Source organism: Patescibacteria group bacterium (genome assembly GCA_028717685.1).
GTDB lineage: Bacteria > Patescibacteriota > JAQUNI01 > JAQUNI01 > JAQUNI01 > JAQUNI01.
This window is the reverse complement of sequence record JAQUNI010000001.1, coordinates 663,572-678,637: the sequence shown is the minus strand read 5'-3', so window position 1 is coordinate 678,637 and position 15,066 is coordinate 663,572. Positions and strand designations below refer to the sequence as shown.

At 39.4% G+C, this 15,066-nt stretch carries 14 protein-coding genes; 2 read left to right on the top strand and 12 right to left on the bottom strand.

Annotation, left to right across the window (positions count from 1 at the left end; all coding sequences use genetic code 11):
• Window positions 1-58 precede the first annotated feature (58 nt).
• The 7 genes from PHW01_03340 to PHW01_03310 form a co-directional block, all read right to left on the bottom strand.
• The gene (locus tag PHW01_03340) at window positions 59-1,072 is read right to left on the bottom strand and encodes a sugar phosphate isomerase/epimerase (GenBank protein MDD5627011.1); all 1,014 of its coding nucleotides are present in this window, start codon (window positions 1,070-1,072) and stop codon (window positions 59-61) included.
• Between the two features lie 42 nt (window positions 1,073-1,114).
• Window positions 1,115-2,284: a Gfo/Idh/MocA family oxidoreductase gene (locus tag PHW01_03335; GenBank protein MDD5627010.1), complete on the bottom strand. Its 1,170-nt coding sequence runs from the start codon at window positions 2,282-2,284 to the stop codon at window positions 1,115-1,117.
• A 411-nt stretch (window positions 2,285-2,695) separates the two neighbouring features.
• On the bottom strand, window positions 2,696-3,163 hold the full coding sequence (locus PHW01_03330; protein MDD5627009.1) for a hypothetical protein: 468 nt from the start codon (window positions 3,161-3,163) through the stop codon (window positions 2,696-2,698).
• A gap of 185 nt (window positions 3,164-3,348) precedes the next feature.
• Window positions 3,349-4,065, bottom strand: coding sequence for a hypothetical protein (locus tag PHW01_03325; protein ID MDD5627008.1), 717 nt, complete (start codon window positions 4,063-4,065; stop codon window positions 3,349-3,351).
• Window positions 4,066-4,144: 79 nt separating this feature from the next.
• The gene (locus tag PHW01_03320) at window positions 4,145-5,092 is read right to left on the bottom strand and encodes a hypothetical protein (GenBank protein ID MDD5627007.1); all 948 of its coding nucleotides are present in this window, start codon (window positions 5,090-5,092) and stop codon (window positions 4,145-4,147) included.
• Window positions 5,093-5,552: 460 nt separating this feature from the next.
• Window positions 5,553-6,155, bottom strand: a complete 603-nt coding sequence (locus PHW01_03315; GenBank protein MDD5627006.1) for a hypothetical protein — start codon at window positions 6,153-6,155, stop codon at window positions 5,553-5,555.
• A gap of 214 nt (window positions 6,156-6,369) precedes the next feature.
• Window positions 6,370-8,811, bottom strand: coding sequence for an HAD-IC family P-type ATPase (locus tag PHW01_03310; GenBank protein ID MDD5627005.1), 2,442 nt, complete (start codon window positions 8,809-8,811; stop codon window positions 6,370-6,372).
• Window positions 8,812-8,927: 116 nt separating this feature from the next.
• Between PHW01_03310 and PHW01_03305 the strand changes: the two genes are divergently transcribed.
• Window positions 8,928-9,197 (top strand): hypothetical protein, encoded by a 270-nt coding sequence (locus PHW01_03305; GenBank protein ID MDD5627004.1) that lies wholly within the window; start codon window positions 8,928-8,930, stop codon window positions 9,195-9,197.
• Between the two features lie 486 nt (window positions 9,198-9,683).
• Here PHW01_03305 and PHW01_03300 read toward each other — a convergent pair whose 3' ends face one another.
• From PHW01_03300 to PHW01_03290, 3 genes are all read right to left on the bottom strand, one after another.
• Window positions 9,684-10,427 (bottom strand): M23 family metallopeptidase, encoded by a 744-nt coding sequence (locus PHW01_03300; protein MDD5627003.1) that lies wholly within the window; start codon window positions 10,425-10,427, stop codon window positions 9,684-9,686.
• Between the two features lie 50 nt (window positions 10,428-10,477).
• On the bottom strand, window positions 10,478-10,936 hold the full coding sequence (locus tag PHW01_03295; GenBank protein MDD5627002.1) for a hypothetical protein: 459 nt from the start codon (window positions 10,934-10,936) through the stop codon (window positions 10,478-10,480).
• A gap of 204 nt (window positions 10,937-11,140) precedes the next feature.
• Window positions 11,141-11,644, bottom strand: coding sequence for a C39 family peptidase (locus PHW01_03290; protein MDD5627001.1), 504 nt, complete (start codon window positions 11,642-11,644; stop codon window positions 11,141-11,143).
• A gap of 122 nt (window positions 11,645-11,766) precedes the next feature.
• Between PHW01_03290 and PHW01_03285 the strand changes: the two genes are divergently transcribed.
• Window positions 11,767-12,534 carry a C39 family peptidase gene (locus PHW01_03285; GenBank protein MDD5627000.1) on the top strand — a complete coding sequence of 256 codons (768 nt, stop codon included), beginning with the start codon at window positions 11,767-11,769 and terminating at the stop codon, window positions 12,532-12,534.
• Between the two features lie 3 nt (window positions 12,535-12,537).
• On the opposite strand, the gene murJ is transcribed toward PHW01_03285, so the two are convergent.
• Window positions 12,538-13,890, bottom strand: a complete 1,353-nt coding sequence (gene murJ, locus PHW01_03280) for a murein biosynthesis integral membrane protein MurJ (GenBank protein MDD5626999.1) — start codon at window positions 13,888-13,890, stop codon at window positions 12,538-12,540.
• Between the two features lie 283 nt (window positions 13,891-14,173).
• Window positions 14,174-15,055 carry a hypothetical protein gene (locus tag PHW01_03275; GenBank protein ID MDD5626998.1) on the bottom strand — a complete coding sequence of 294 codons (882 nt, stop codon included), beginning with the start codon at window positions 15,053-15,055 and terminating at the stop codon, window positions 14,174-14,176.
• Window positions 15,056-15,066: the final 11 nt, after the last annotated feature.

Genomic DNA, 15,066 nt, shown 5'->3' with positions numbered 1-15,066 from the left:
CAATTCCAAAAAAAATAAAAAACCTGCAATCGAACGATTGCAGGGTATCAATGAAAATTTACTTCTTCTCAAAAGCAGCATCAAAGGCTGTAGTTGAAGGCGGAAAATCCAATGCCTTCACAAACTCGCAGGCTTCAACGGCGCCATGCTCACGATCCATGCCTGAATCTTCCCATTCCACACTCAATGGACCTTGATAATTGACCCTGTTGAGCATACGAATGATCTCCTCAAAATCAACACTTCCGCGCCCCAGCGACCTGAAATCCCAATTGCGTCTCACATCGCCAAAGTTAGTGTGCCCCCCAAATGTGCCAGCGAGGGTTGGTTTGTCAGATTTCCACGCATCCTTCATATGTACGTGATAGATTCTATCGCCAAACATTTCAAGGAATTTAATGTAGTCAACCCCCTGATACACAAGATGGCTGGGGTCATAGTTGAAGCCGAAAGCTTTGCGTCCATCTAATACCTCAACTGCTCTCGCTGCTGAACATGCGTCAAATGCTATCTCCGTTGGGTGCGCCTCCAGAGCGAATTTCACTCCAACCTCGTCAAAAACGTCAAGAATCGGATTCCATCTATCTGCGAAATCCTTGTATCCAGCATCAATCATATCTGGTGAAACAGGCGGGAATGAATAAAGCAGATGCCATATACCTGAACCAGTAAACCCGCAGACGACTATTTCGTGACCCACTATATCAGCAAATATTCTAGCGGCTCTCGCTGTATTTTTCATTTCCTCTGCCGCCCTTTGTCTTACACCTTCAGGATTTCCATCACCCCATATATGCGGTGGAAGAATTGATTGATGTCGCTGATCTATGTTATCACATACTGCCTGTCCAGCAAGGTGATTACTTATTGCCCAAACTCCAAGCCCCTGATTACGCAGAATTGAATATCTGTCTCTACAGTAATTAACCTTTAATGCGGCACTCACGTCAAAGTGATCGCCCCAACACGCAAGTTCAAGCCCATCATAGCCAAACTTTTTTGCCATGATTGCAAGTTTTTCTAGGGGTAAATCTGCCCATTGTCCTGTAAAAAGAGTCACTGGTCTTGCCATTTTTCTTTTCTCCTTTCTTGTTTTTTTCAATAACCCAATGGGTTACATGTAATATATCTGAACCCATTTATCATCCTCTATCGAACACTTTACTGCTTCCAACACTCTTTGACATTCCAAGCCATCTTCAAAGTTTGGAGATGCCTGTTTATCACTGGCTATAGCCTGCATCAAGTCATAGACCTGATGTATAAAGGTATGTTCATACCCGATGATGTGGGCTGGCGGCCACCAAGCTTGCATATATGGATGTGATGGATCGGTGACCTGAATTACTCTGAATCCCTGCAAACCTTCAGGATCATCAACATTGTAGTATTCCAGCTCATTCATTCTTTCAAGGTTGAATACTATACTGCCTTTACTGCCGTTAATCTCAAATCTGTTATAATTCTTCCTTCCTGTGGCGAACCTTGTTACCTCAAAAGTCGCCACAGCACCATTTACAAACCTCGCGAGGAATAGCGTAGCATCGTCAACAGTAACTTCGCCCTTGCCACCAGTCGCTTTTGCCGCTAATCCGCCGGTAGTGCCGATCTCGGTCAATGGACGTTCCTTAATAAAAGTCTCTCCCATACCAACAACGAACTTGAACTCACCAATGAGGTATCTGGCAAGGTCCACTATATGAGCGCCAAGGTCTCCAAGAGAGCCCGAACCGGCAACAGTCTTATCTAGGCGCCATACGATCGGAAAATCAGGGTTAATTATCCAGTCCTGCAGATAGACGCTGCGGAAGTGATAGATTTTACCAAGCTTTCCCTCGTCAATCATCTTCTTCGCAAGTGCGATTGCTGGAGCTTTACGATAATTAAAGTTGATCATGTGCTTGACACCAGCTTCTTTTACAGCTCCTAGCATATCTCGTGCTTCAATGACGTTCATTGCTAGCGGTTTTTCACAGAACACATGTTTACCTGCTTTCGCAGCTGCAATAGCGATTTCTGCGTGACTATTGTTCGGTGCGGTAATGTCCACGAGATCAATATCATCCCGTTCTATAAGATCGCGCCAATCCGTACATGAATTTTTCCATCCCCATTGTCGCGCAAAAGTAATAAGATCACTTGCGTTCCTTCCGCACACAGCCTGCATTACCGGCACACCACTTGTATCCGGAAAAAATTTAGGCATATCCAGATAAGCGTGGCTGTGCGCCTTGCCCATAAATTTGTAACCAATTAAACCTATGTTGACCTTTCTCTTATCCATACCACAATTCCTCCCTTAACTAATAAACAAAAAAGAGCCTATCCCAATATTCCGCCGCGCGCGGCTCTTATTTATGAAAGAACGAAAAAACAAAACTTTTTGATGTTTCCCTCCTTCCCGAAAACATCAAACTACTTTAGCATATTTTTCCAAAAGGGCAAAATTTTATGTGTAATTTAGTGCGCTCATACTATCACCCTGATATTTTGACGCGCGCAAAACTATTCCCCTTTTTCTTTATCAGCTAAAAACAAAAAATATACCCAAGACTAGCCTAGGCAAAATATAGAATAATGACCATATTCCATCCTTATATTTTTTTGTTTTGATTTTTTTAAACAGAAATCTCTCAAGTTTCACCTCTCTAGAGTTGCCTCGCGTGTCTGTTTTTTATGCGGCTTCGCCTTCCCTCTACTTTAATTCACGACAACCAAAAGAGACTTCGCTTGTGTCTTGGCTTTCAATGTCCGTTTTTTCCAAAACGCACTCCGTGGAGCCTTTTTTGTATTTTATAAACCGATTACCCACACTGTCTGATTCGGGTTGCTTGAATTCTTGTGCCGTAAATCCCTGATTTTTGAGCCACTCATCTGTAGAGTCAACTTTTTGCTGAATTTCCGGCGCACCCAACTTTGCTGTAAAGGTAAAGCCTTGAGCGTCCAGCAAATTCTCTGTGCTGCCAAAATCCTGTTTCACTTTTACTGGCTTTGCGCTGGGCAACCCGGAGATCTTTTCCACCTCCGACAGCACCTGCGAAACGCTCTGCGGACCAACAGAAGGCGCGGCTTGCGGCGCATTTGACCGCTTCCACAAAAAATAAGCTCCTAAACCCACCACGATCACAACTAGAATAACCAAGATGTAAATATACTTTTTCATTCTTACCTCCTCTTTATTTTTTATTTAATTTATTTTATTACCCTTCATTAATATTATAATATAAAATCGCTAAAAGTTACAGTATTTCTGGACAATGCCCTTGGAAATTTTGCCATTGAAAAATAACGCAATAGGAACCATTTTTAATATAGGCTGTTAAATGAGCCATCTTTTTAAGATGGGAATTACCCTGCGACTTCCACTTTCTGCCCCTGTAAAAAACCTTCTACCTGTTGCGAAAGACCTTTCAAACGATATTGTTTGAATTCGAGCTCGTCTGCAAGCACCTCGGCAGGGGCGGTAATCTCCACGGGATAGAATTCCATAGGCAGAGAGAGTCTGTGATTTAAAACATAAAAATAGGCTTCAATGCCAAAAGCCACATCCCCTTTGAGCGCTTTAAGATATGGGACAAGCATTGAGGAAAAAATCTTCGGACCATAATAATAATCCGACCTTAAACCGCAATAGTCTCCGAGAACATAATTCAAATATTCCTCCACTTTCCTTTGGTAGGGAGGATAAGTTTGGAAGGACTTTTTAGTCCGCGCAACAACAAGCATCTTTTTCTTTTTGCAAGCGAGGTAGTGTTGAATCAACTTCGGAACATATTTCCTGACAAAATCCAATTTATCCAAATGAAGATAGAAAAGAGAATCAGCCATTGCCGCGCCCTGCCAAAAAGTGGTCTTTATTTCATTGGTCAGTCCTTCTGCTTCCAAAAAAGTAACATTGGAAAATGATTTCATTATTTTCTTTTGTTTTATTGGGGAACCGCCATCTGCTATTACTATGGGGATACCAAGACTATTCAGAATTTTCACTGTCTCTAAAACTGTTTCTCCTTCTTCGGGGGTCCTATTTAAAGAAATTGTGGCAATGGCAATTGGTTTTTTACACATAATTTTATCTCTTTTTTAATTTTACCCTGCTTTGACGCTTTTCTCAAGTTAAAAATAAAAAGCCCGTTTTAAGCATAATTTAAGATAATGCGCCAACGGGCATAACGATGTTATCTGAAACAAGATGCGGGATTTCTACGGGGTTGCATCCAATTTGTTTCGGCTCCTTGCATTCCGGAAACACATATTCTGTTGAGCAGTACCAGCATCCTATACTGCAAGGCACAATCTGGCTCCAGCTAAACCAGCTTGATGAACATAATAAAGGGATCTCTGTCTGAAGAGATAAAAAATGGTAAGGCTCACTCTTGTTGATAGTAACATTGGCATGGGTGATGAAACGAATGAAATTACGATCACCGGGCGTACCATAAGCAAGGATAATCTTCCCATCTTGGTCCTCTATATCGTAAAGTTCCCTGATCAACTTTAAGTTCATGGACCCCTCGTTCACATGCGCGAAACAAACATCACCTAAAATATCGCTTGTTGCGCAGGCTGATTTGGGAAAATTCCCAACGCCCATTTCCCTAGCATATTGAACAATTTTATTTTCTGTTACAGGATTAAGAAACTTCTCTTTCTTCTGGTTATAAAATCCGGTATAAACAAGACGGGTTCCTGTCACTTTGCAAAGGTCCACCATAGTCTTAATTATTTCCGGGGAATCATTATGGCCCTGAATAATCGGGCGATAGAGCAAGACAGTGTGAGATTTAAGCTGTGCCAGTTCTTTATAAGTCTGAATTCTTTCCGGAAACGGGATGCCTCCTTCTTTCATTCCTGTTAATGTGTAGAAAATGATCAAGTTGGTCATATCGCCATAAAGGGAGAGCCTCTCCAACATCGCGGTATCAAATTTGGATTTAGTGATGATGGAAATCGGCCCTTTATGACCGGATGCCCGTAAGCTAGATAACTTATAAAAAGTGTCTTCTATCTGCGCTGGAACGAAGGGGTCACCAATAATATTATTAATGGAAACAGGGATCTCTTTCAGAATATTCCAATGCTGCCCTCCTTGCATATCTTCACCTCCACAAAAAATAATGATTACTTCAAAAAATATTATATACATCTCAAAGGTCGCTTCTGCCGCTTAATATACTAGATTAATTTTAGTAAAAAAGAACCATCTCAATAAAAAAAATAAATCCTATAAACATCATTATTTCCTATTTTGTCGGATAAGTCAATACTGGAAACAAAAAATGGCTTTATTTAAGCCATTTTTTTAATATAAACTCCGCATCGTAGACAATAGCCCCTCGGGGCTCAAGTCCTCTCGGGACGAACGCCTGCCCTCAAGCAATTTATAGTTATCGGTTCGACGGGCTCACCGTCATACCTATCGAACTAAGCCGAAGGGTTAGAACCTGTTTAATTAGTCAGCTCAAAAAAAGTGTAGTCAAAATGCACACCTCCTTATGGTTCTGCGATTTCGTTATTTACCCCATTAGAGAACGACTCTCTAACGGGGTTTACTATTAGGTCACAGTAATAGTAGTCGTGTAAATAAGCTCGTCATTAAAATAGATATTCAAATCGTATTGCCCCGACAATCCTGCAGGGATCATGAACCCTGTCCCCCACGATCCTGGCGCTACTTTCTGTTTGTTGTCCGCGCTAGACATTTCGGTTTGACCTGTCGTGGCATTGATGAGTTCATAATGCAAAGTGCCTGTCACGCCGGTTTTGGTCTGCACATCAATTTCCAGAGTGTCAGCCGAGGTAAATTCGGTGGCAGGAACGGGAATATTTTTTGGCCCTGGCGGTTCTGGTTTCATTTTACCGATCTGAATTTTGTTAAAGTATTGGGTATAAGAAGGCGGATTAGAGCAGACCGCTTTAATGCAGTACAACCCCGTTTGACAATCTTTATAAGTCGCGCATGCCGAACCAACGACCCCCGAAGAACAGATATTACTGATACATTTCAGTCCCTCCTCGCAAATCTTGCTGGCGCTGCAAACTTCTCCCTCTTTCCCTTTTTGGACTTGGCTGGTATCAGATTCGGATGCTTTATTCGCACCAATACTACAACCCGAAAAAAGCAACATCGCACCCACGATAATGGCAATTTTTTTCATAGTTTTGTTTTTAAAAATCACATTCATTATATCACAAAATTTCTTGCTATCTAATGTGGGTATTAAAAAATAATCATCTGCTTTGCTAGAATATAGAAATAAAAAAGGGTCAAGCTTTTTAGACTCGACCCCTCCTCTTTATAGTAATTGAAAGATAACTCCTGTGAGGATTCAAATAAAAAAGAGGTAAAATGGAATTTTATCATTATATCTGCTAATTATTATTAAGCCTATGTTTTCGATTATATACAATTTTAACTAATTCAGCCCAAAGGGTAGCAATTAAAGCAACGCTTAAAACTAATAACCAATGAATTGGTTTGAGAGGCTCTGTGCCTAAAATTCGATTCAAAACAGGCAAATAAATGGCGGCGAAAGTAAGTAAAAGTCCATAAAGCACGCCTAAAAACAAAAGCTTATTTTTGAAAAAATTCTCGGTTTTGAAAATGGGTTTTTTCAAATTCTTAAAAGAAAAAATATAAATTAAATCAACTATGGCGACTGTTGTAAAAATAATGGTGCGAGCAAAAATTAGATCCCCTGTTTTTTCCAGAATATACCAGAAGAGAAATAAACAGAGGAATCCGATAATAAAACTGATTCCGAAGATTAAAAATTTCATTGCGTTAGAGAGAATGCTTTCTTTCCGAAGATTTTCTGGTCTTTCTTTCATAAGATCTTTTTCTTTAGGCTCAAAGCCCAATATAATATCGGGTGGTCCGTCGCAAATAAGGTGAAGCCACAAAATTTGAACTATTATAAGAGGATAGGGCAAATCTAAAATTATGGAGCCGAAAATCAAAAAAATCTCCACAAAAGAATTGGAGAGAACATAACTTACAACTTTTTTAATGTTTGAAAAAATTAATCTGCCTTCCTCCACTGCCGCGACAATCGTCGTAAAATTATTGTCCAGTAAAATTAAATCTCCCGCTTCCTTGGCTACCTCGGAAGCGCTTCCTACCGCGACGCCAATATCGGCTTTTTTTAAGGCAAGGACATCATTTACGCCATCTCCTGTCATCGCCACTATCTCTCCTTTTTCCTGAAGCACTTTTACTATTTTTTGTTTTTGATGGGGGGCAACCCTGCTGAATACAACAATGTCGTCTATTTTCTTTTCAAGTTCTTCCTCTGAAATAGCTTCCAGCATCTGACCTTCTAAAATATTTTTTGGCGCGAGTTTAAATCCGAGATTGGCTGCTAATCTTTCGGCTGTTTTTCGATAGTCGCCGGTCACTATTTTAATTTCTATCCCGGCTTTTTGAGCGCTCAAAATTGCCTCTCTCACATCTTTCCTGATCGGATCAATAATACCGACTAAGCCAAGCCAAGAAAATCCTTTCTTCTCCTTTAAATTTCCTTTCTCTTTAAAAGCTACCCCTAAAATTCTCAATCCCTCGTCCGCCCATTTTTCAATTTCTCTCAAAATTTTATTTTTCTCTTCATCAAAAATCTGGCAAAATGAAAGAATAATTTCTGGAGCCCCTTTCAAAAAAGCAATTTCCTTATTTTCAACTTTATTTATAGTCATTGAATATTTCTTTTCGCTATCAAATGGCTCCTCATAAATTCTTTCCGCTTTATCAAAAATATCTTGGGGGTTAAATCTCTTTTCCTTTTTTACATAATCCCAAATAGCAGCCTCCAAACCGCTCCTTTGCTCATTATTCAAAGTTAAAGCAAGCAATGTTTTTCCCTTATCTAAAAAATCTGTTTTTACGACTTTCATTTTTCCTTCTGTCAGGGTTCCGGTTTTATCGGTGCAAATAACCGAGGTTGAACCTAGGGTCTCAACTGAAATTAACCTTTTAACCAGCCCGTTTCTTTTTAATACTCTCCTCACCCCGAGGGCTAAAATCACGGTTATCGCTATCGGCAAACCCTCGGGTATTGCCGCCACCGCCAGGATAACGGCGAACTTAAACATTTCCCAAGCGTCTACCCGATAGAACAATCCTACTAAAAAAACAATTACGCAAACGATTAAAATAATCTTCCCTAAACTTTTTGAAAATTCGTCAAGTTTCAGCTGAATCGGCGTTTTCCTTTCTTTTATGTCGGCTAATTTTTGCTCAATCTTTCCAATTGCTGTTTCTTTCCCGATATTTAAAACTTTTATGATTCCCCTGCCGGAAATCACCATCGTGCCCATAAAAGCAAGACTGTTTTCTTTCTCTGTTGTTTTCGCCACCGCCTCCTCTTCGCCGGTTAAAATTGCTTCATTAATTAACAAATTTACTCCTTCGATGATTTTTCCGTCAGCCGGGACTTTATCTCCAGAATTTAAAACAACCAAATCGCCCGGCACTAATTCCCTTGCTTCAATCTCCTTCCTTTTGCCTTCTCGGACAACTAGCGCCTTAGGCTTTAAAAGTTTTCTAAAAGCAGCGAGGGTTTTTTTAACATGGTATTCTTGGAAAAAACCCATCAGGGTATTAAGGACGATCACGGACCAAATTAAAATCAGATCAAAGTATTCTTTAAAAAATAGGGAAATAAACCCGATAACAATTAAAATATAAATTAAGGGGCTCTTAAGTTGAAATAATAAAATTGAAAGCCAAGTGGTTTTCTCTTTAGATAGAATCAAATTCTCGCCAAATTTCTCTCTTAATTCTAAAACTTGTTTTTCGCTTAATCCTCCTGATAACATAAATATTTGTATTATTTTATTTTATTTTACAAAAAATTCGCCTTTTTGGCAATTCGCTTTATAAAAAAACTTCCGAACAGATAGCTCGGTTTGTAAAACTTTTCCCGCTTGGATAAATGATGCTTGCCTTGAGTGAAGCCGAAGGTGCTTACCCTAAGTTTACCGAAGGGATAATGAAATTTAGAAATAAAAAAAGAGGTCAAGTTTCAAAACCTGACCCCAAATGTCCTGACCCCAAATTTCTCCTCTCTGTTCACCTGAAACCAACGTTTCCGCAACCAGTGGAAAAAAGAGAAAAATCCATAAGAGACATACCCCAATCCCAAACAGGAAGCAGATATTGGCAGACCCATAAGCAAGATTTCTGTCTGCTCTTCGGCAGATAAGTGGGTACCAGTAAAAACCATGGATAAATATCCTATCCCTAATAATACTGTAAAAATCGCAAAAACAATACCCAACAAAAATGTCACTGCTATTGCTAAAAACTTTAATATCTTCATCTTTCTCTCCTTGGGTTTTATCCCATTTACTATTACAACTAAATTTACGCGACAACAGATGGACAAAACTAACCTCTGCCATTTCAGGCATCTAAAATAATTAAATCTCTGAAATAGCAGAGGTAAAATAAGGAAAATCGGTAAAATTTCGGTAAGTCTCATTTACAAAGAACTATGCTCATAGAATAGCATACTATCTACTTTTTGTCAATATTTACTATTCAAAACCAAAAATAGCTTAAGTAAGCCATTTTAGATGTCAGTTGTTGGCTCCATAGTCTTAAGCGTTAGCGAAGGCTGTGGAGCCAACAAATAAAAAAGAGGTTAAATTTTTTAGACCTGACCCCAAACTTTTTAAAATTTATAGCTCTAATTATGACAAACATAAAGGCAGGGATCAATCCAGTTAGCGAGTTCTGCCTCCGAACTCACATAACCTCGAATATCTATCGCTGTTCCTTTATGAAAACCTAAATGTAAATGTTTGCGTTCACCATCTGTCTCCACGCTTCTATTAGCTCCTAGAATCCCAATTATTTCGCCAACATTAATATTTGTTTCAACATCAGCAGCGATACCAGACAATTTCAAGTGTCCATAGACCACAGTTATCGGATCTTTATCTAATTCGCAAGCCTGAACTGCGACTCCTCCATAACCAGACGCGTATTTTTTCAGCTTGAGTTCTCCTGAACAAACCGCGTGGACTTGGACCTCTGCGTTTAACTCCTCGGGAAAAATTTCAAAGTCAACTCCCGTGTGATATCCTTGAAATCTTTCCGGCTGCACTGGCGAATTTTGAGGAGTGATATACATACCAAACTTTTTCTTAAGTACCCTTTCCCCTGCTCTATCCAAAGGAGGTTGAAAAATACTTGCACTTCCTTTGCCAGTATCTCCGACATTTGCATTTTTGGGTTGGGTTTGTTGCGGCGCTGGCTCTGTGTTTGAAACTGATGGCGAATTATTTTTCTGCCTTGGCTCGCTGGTTGAAACCGTGGGGAGATTGTTTTGCGGCAAGGATGATTTTGGCTTTTGAAAAAAAATATAAACTAATAAAACAATGACGGCAATTATAATAACTAAAAAAAATAAAAGATAAATTCTCTTCATAAAATAATGCTTCTTTTTATTGGGGTTAAAAAACAGGTCTTACTTTCATTTCAAAAAAGTTTTTCAAAGTCGCCTCTAAAATTCGGTATGGCTGGCTCATCTTCTGTGGCAGGACCACCCGCGCTCAGTGTCCCGTGTTTGATAACCAATTTGTCATCCTCCTGAAAAATACCGATTTCATCTCCCCCGCCTGCCCACCAGCAAATCACTCCCGAAACTTCATTTTCTAAGAGTTCCCATTCAGATTTGGCAATCTCAAAACAGTTTCCGGCATAAACCCCCGCGTCATATCCTTTATTGATTTCACCTTTGAAATCTACTTTTACTCTCGTAAGCGGCGCTCCTGTCTCCTTATCTTCGCCCGCTTTTTCCAATACCCAAATAATTTGAGTCCTCTCTGGAGTTTTAGAAGACTCCTTTTTTGTCTTTGAAAACAAAATATATATGCCAATTCCTATAAAAATGACCGAAAGGGCAAGGATAAAAATGTATCTTACTTTTAAATGCATAAATTTGTTTTTATTTTAATGAACTCTTTTTTATTTTACCAAAAAATCGCCCTTCTGGCGATTTTATAATTTAAAATAAAAAAAGGTCAAGCTTTAAGACTTGACCCCAAATTTATTCTTAATAGTTCTTCGGATTTAGGTCCTAGTATTTTGGGAGTTACTATATTTGCGCTCTCGGAAAAACGATACTTTCCAAACATCTTATTAGCGATAAATTACTATTAACTGTCTAATTATCAATTTATTTTTCTGAATATAGTCCCCTTTAAAATCAAACCATACTCTCATAAAATCATACCTTTTTATTTTTCTTATTTTTCCAATCTCCGGATCCTGAAGATAAATAAATTTATTATCCAAACCGGCTACAACCGAATAATGTCCATCGGCTGTTTCCGAATCAGGATAGTCAGATCTGCCTCGCGTGAACCAGTCCACAATAACTGGCACGCCTTTATTTAGCCAGTTCTCAATATCTCCGAAGCTGCTATTATTCTTTATTTTTACCTTAAAACCCAGTGTTTCTGCCACCTGTTTGATTCCTTTATCATCTACCCCTAGATCTTTATCCCATCCAATCATCTTGGCTAATTCTTTTTCTGTCTTATTTATCCCATAATAACTAAATAATATCTTTAAACTAGCCGGCCCGCACATGCCAGCGTTTAAAGTTTCCTGGAAAGATTTAACTTTTAAATGCTTGTTCATAATAAGGTTATTGGGGCTACGCATTTTGATTCTGCGATTGCCTTTATCATAACGGCATCAGAATGCGAAATGCGTGGGCTTAATATTGTTTGATATTATATAAATATTGTATAATAAATAGTATGAAAAAAATATTAATAACCGCGGGGGCATTGATAGTTGTCGGGATTTCGGCTTTTTATTTTCGCAGCAATATTCGAGACCTTATTCTGGAATTGGAGAAACGCCAATTGCCAACAGAGGTTGAAAATGTTTCAACGTCGCCCATTGCCGCCACCTCCACTAAATTTGCCGGCATAAACTTAGCTGTGCCCTTTTCCGCCCAAGCGCCATATAAAGATTGGAGTTTGCCATATGGAGAAGCCTGCGAAGAAACCTCGGCTCTTTTAGTTGACCGCTTTTACAAACACGAAAAGCTTACTCCGGCAATTGCCAAACAAGAAATTCTTAAAATAGTAGATTGGGAAAATAAAACCTTTGGCTATTACGAACATACCACCGCCAAAGAAACCGGACAAATACTAAAAGAATATTTTGGTTATAAACGGGTAGATGTCGATTATGATATTTCTCTGGAAGATATTAAAACGCAAATAATTGCCGGCCGTCCAGTCATCGTGCCCTTAGCTGGCCGCATGGTCAACAATCCGTTTTATCGCCAACCCGGACCGATTTATCATATGATCGTGGTTAAAGGTATAACTAAAGATGGCAACTTTATTACCAATGATGTCGGCACAAGAAGAGGCTACAATTATGTTTACAACGCTAATGTTCTATATAACGCTGTTCACGACGCGCCTTTTGGCGGCGGCGAATTAAACAATTTAGAATTAGAGAAAGATATCCCCACTGGCCGCAAAGCCATTATAGTTGTTTACCCGAACTAAAACTTACTGCAACAACGGTTGTTCATTTTTGGGAATATGGCTGAATAATTGCCGAGTCCTAATCAAAATTAAGAAGATCAACAAAATTAATTCTACCGCGCTGCCGATAAAAAATCCTAAAGGCAAAGCTAAAATCTCATAGCGCGGAACCAATAAATAGGCGCCGCCAACTGAAATAATAAGCCCGACAATACTTAACGCGACCGGAATGATCGTGTTTTTTGTAGCGTAAAAAGCGCGCGCCAAAAGCTGAATCGAGGCTTCGGTCGGTATGGCTAAAGCAAACATCCCTAAAGTCGCCGAGGTTCTGGCAATATCACTCGCCTGAAACGCTCCCCCTCCCAAAGCAATCCGAACCAAGGGTTCTTTTATCCAAAAGGTAGCGCAGGCGGCGGCGATACTGGTAAAAAATATTAACAAAAAAGAATTTCTTAAAATTTTGCGGAAACGTTCAATCGAACGGTCGGCAATCGTCATCGCTAAAATCGGGAAGGTGGTTGTGGCAATAGTAATACCAATTAAACTAACTGGAACACTTTCAAAATTTCGGGCAAAACTCATCACCGCTACCGAACCGGGAATTAAAGTAGAACTAATAGCTGTAAACGCCCAAAAAGTAATGAGCTCCATCGGATGGCCAAGCATTTTCGGCAACATTAATTTGAGAGTTTGTTTAAACTCCGCGGTCCCAAAAGAATATTTTAAACTAAAAACAAAACCTGACCGCCGCGCGTCAAAAAATCTGGCTGCGAGATGTAAAAATGCGCCGCCGACAGTGCCTAATGCCACGCCCATAATTCCGAAATGCGGCGCGAGAAAAATTGTGCCGCCGATTATTCCTAAATTATATAAAACCGGAGACAAGCCATAAAAAAGAAAACGCCGTTTAGTTACTAACATAGCGCCGATAGCGTTTGAGACTCCAAAAAATATGGGCGATAGAGCCAAGAGGCGAAGAATTTTAGCCACCAGCGCGCGATCCGTCAGATTAAACCCCGGGACCACTAACGCGCTAATCGGACCGGCAAAAATAATAATAATTACCGAAATAATGATCATTGATCCGATAGCGGCGGTAATAACTGAGTTTGCGTATTTTAAAGCCCGCTCCGCGTCAAGTTTCAAAAGCTCGGTAAAAATCGGGATAAAAGCCGCGGCAATCCCGCTCGCCACCAAAATATTAAATAACAAATCAGGAATCAAAAAAGCGGCGTTATAAGCGTCAAGAGCCCTTGAAGCGCCAAAGATTTGAGCGAAATAGTGATCGCGAACCAATCCTAATAAATACGAGATTAAAGTAGTAATTCCCAAAATTACGCTGCCAGCCGGAATTAATTTTGCTAATTGTTGTTTCATACACCTTGATTTTTGTCTCCAATATACTAACAAATTACCCAGCCGCAGCAAACTTGAAGGGGATATCTTTTTTATTATAACCTACTTTCGGCAAACAAAAAAACTATTCTAAACCTCCTCTATTTTGACGGATTGGGACAAAATTACAGGAGAATTCAAAAATCTTTCTTTCGTGGAAGCTAAATATATTTAAACAATTAAAAATAAATACAAAAAAAGCACGGTCTGTTTTAAAATTTTAGTAATAAAAAGGGTTATTCTTTTTCAGAATAACCCAGAAAACTCAACCTCCCGTTAAATCTAAATAAGCATTTAGAAATTTTATTGGGGAAATTTTACTAAATAACTTTCTAGGATCTATATTCGGAAGGTCGCTATCCTCTTTTGAAAATTCCTTCACAAAAGTTTGGTGCCTTCCCTCTTGCACTATATGTTCAATCTCTTCTTCGCTATATTTTCCAGAAGAGATAGCTAGTGCCAACTGGCGTGCTGAGGCGACATAACCTTCTGGCAATGTGCGTAAATGCGCCCTTCGGAAATTTATTACTCCCTTCCGTTTCTTTTTTTGCTCTCGTTTTTCATTGTCCTTTTCATCATCATCGCCGCTAGGTGACTCTTTGCATATTCCAGGACAAACTAATACAAGATAATAAGCTAAGACCGAAGCCTGGATAACCCTGCGAATATTTATTGGCCACAACCTATTAATATCAGGGTCAATAAAAACCAATTCGCCGAGCTTATTGATCTTAGCTTCTACGCCTTCTTTGTTTTTTTCATTGAAATATAAGTCCACTAAAACTTCTGGTGGTTCATATTTTTCTTGAATAAAACATATAGCCTTGATGCCGATCGTAGCTGTAAGCTTTACTTCATTGCGCAAAAAGTCCAAATGGTGGCCTAGAATAGACCCTGTTCTCATTAAAGGATCTATAATGCACGCCCAAAATGACTTAATAATTTCTAACAGCTGTTCGTTAAGAACAACCGACATTGCATTTGCATTTAAGCTTTCTAAAGCTTCAAGTAAATATTTCCTCTTTACTAGCTTTATTCCCAATCCATGTTCCCCCCGAAACTTTAAAAGCGCATTTCTTCTTTCTGCCTCTTCCAGTGTTGCATCAATTAATTTCATCAAAGAACCGCTCATTATTGTGCTGCCCATCTTAAACCTCC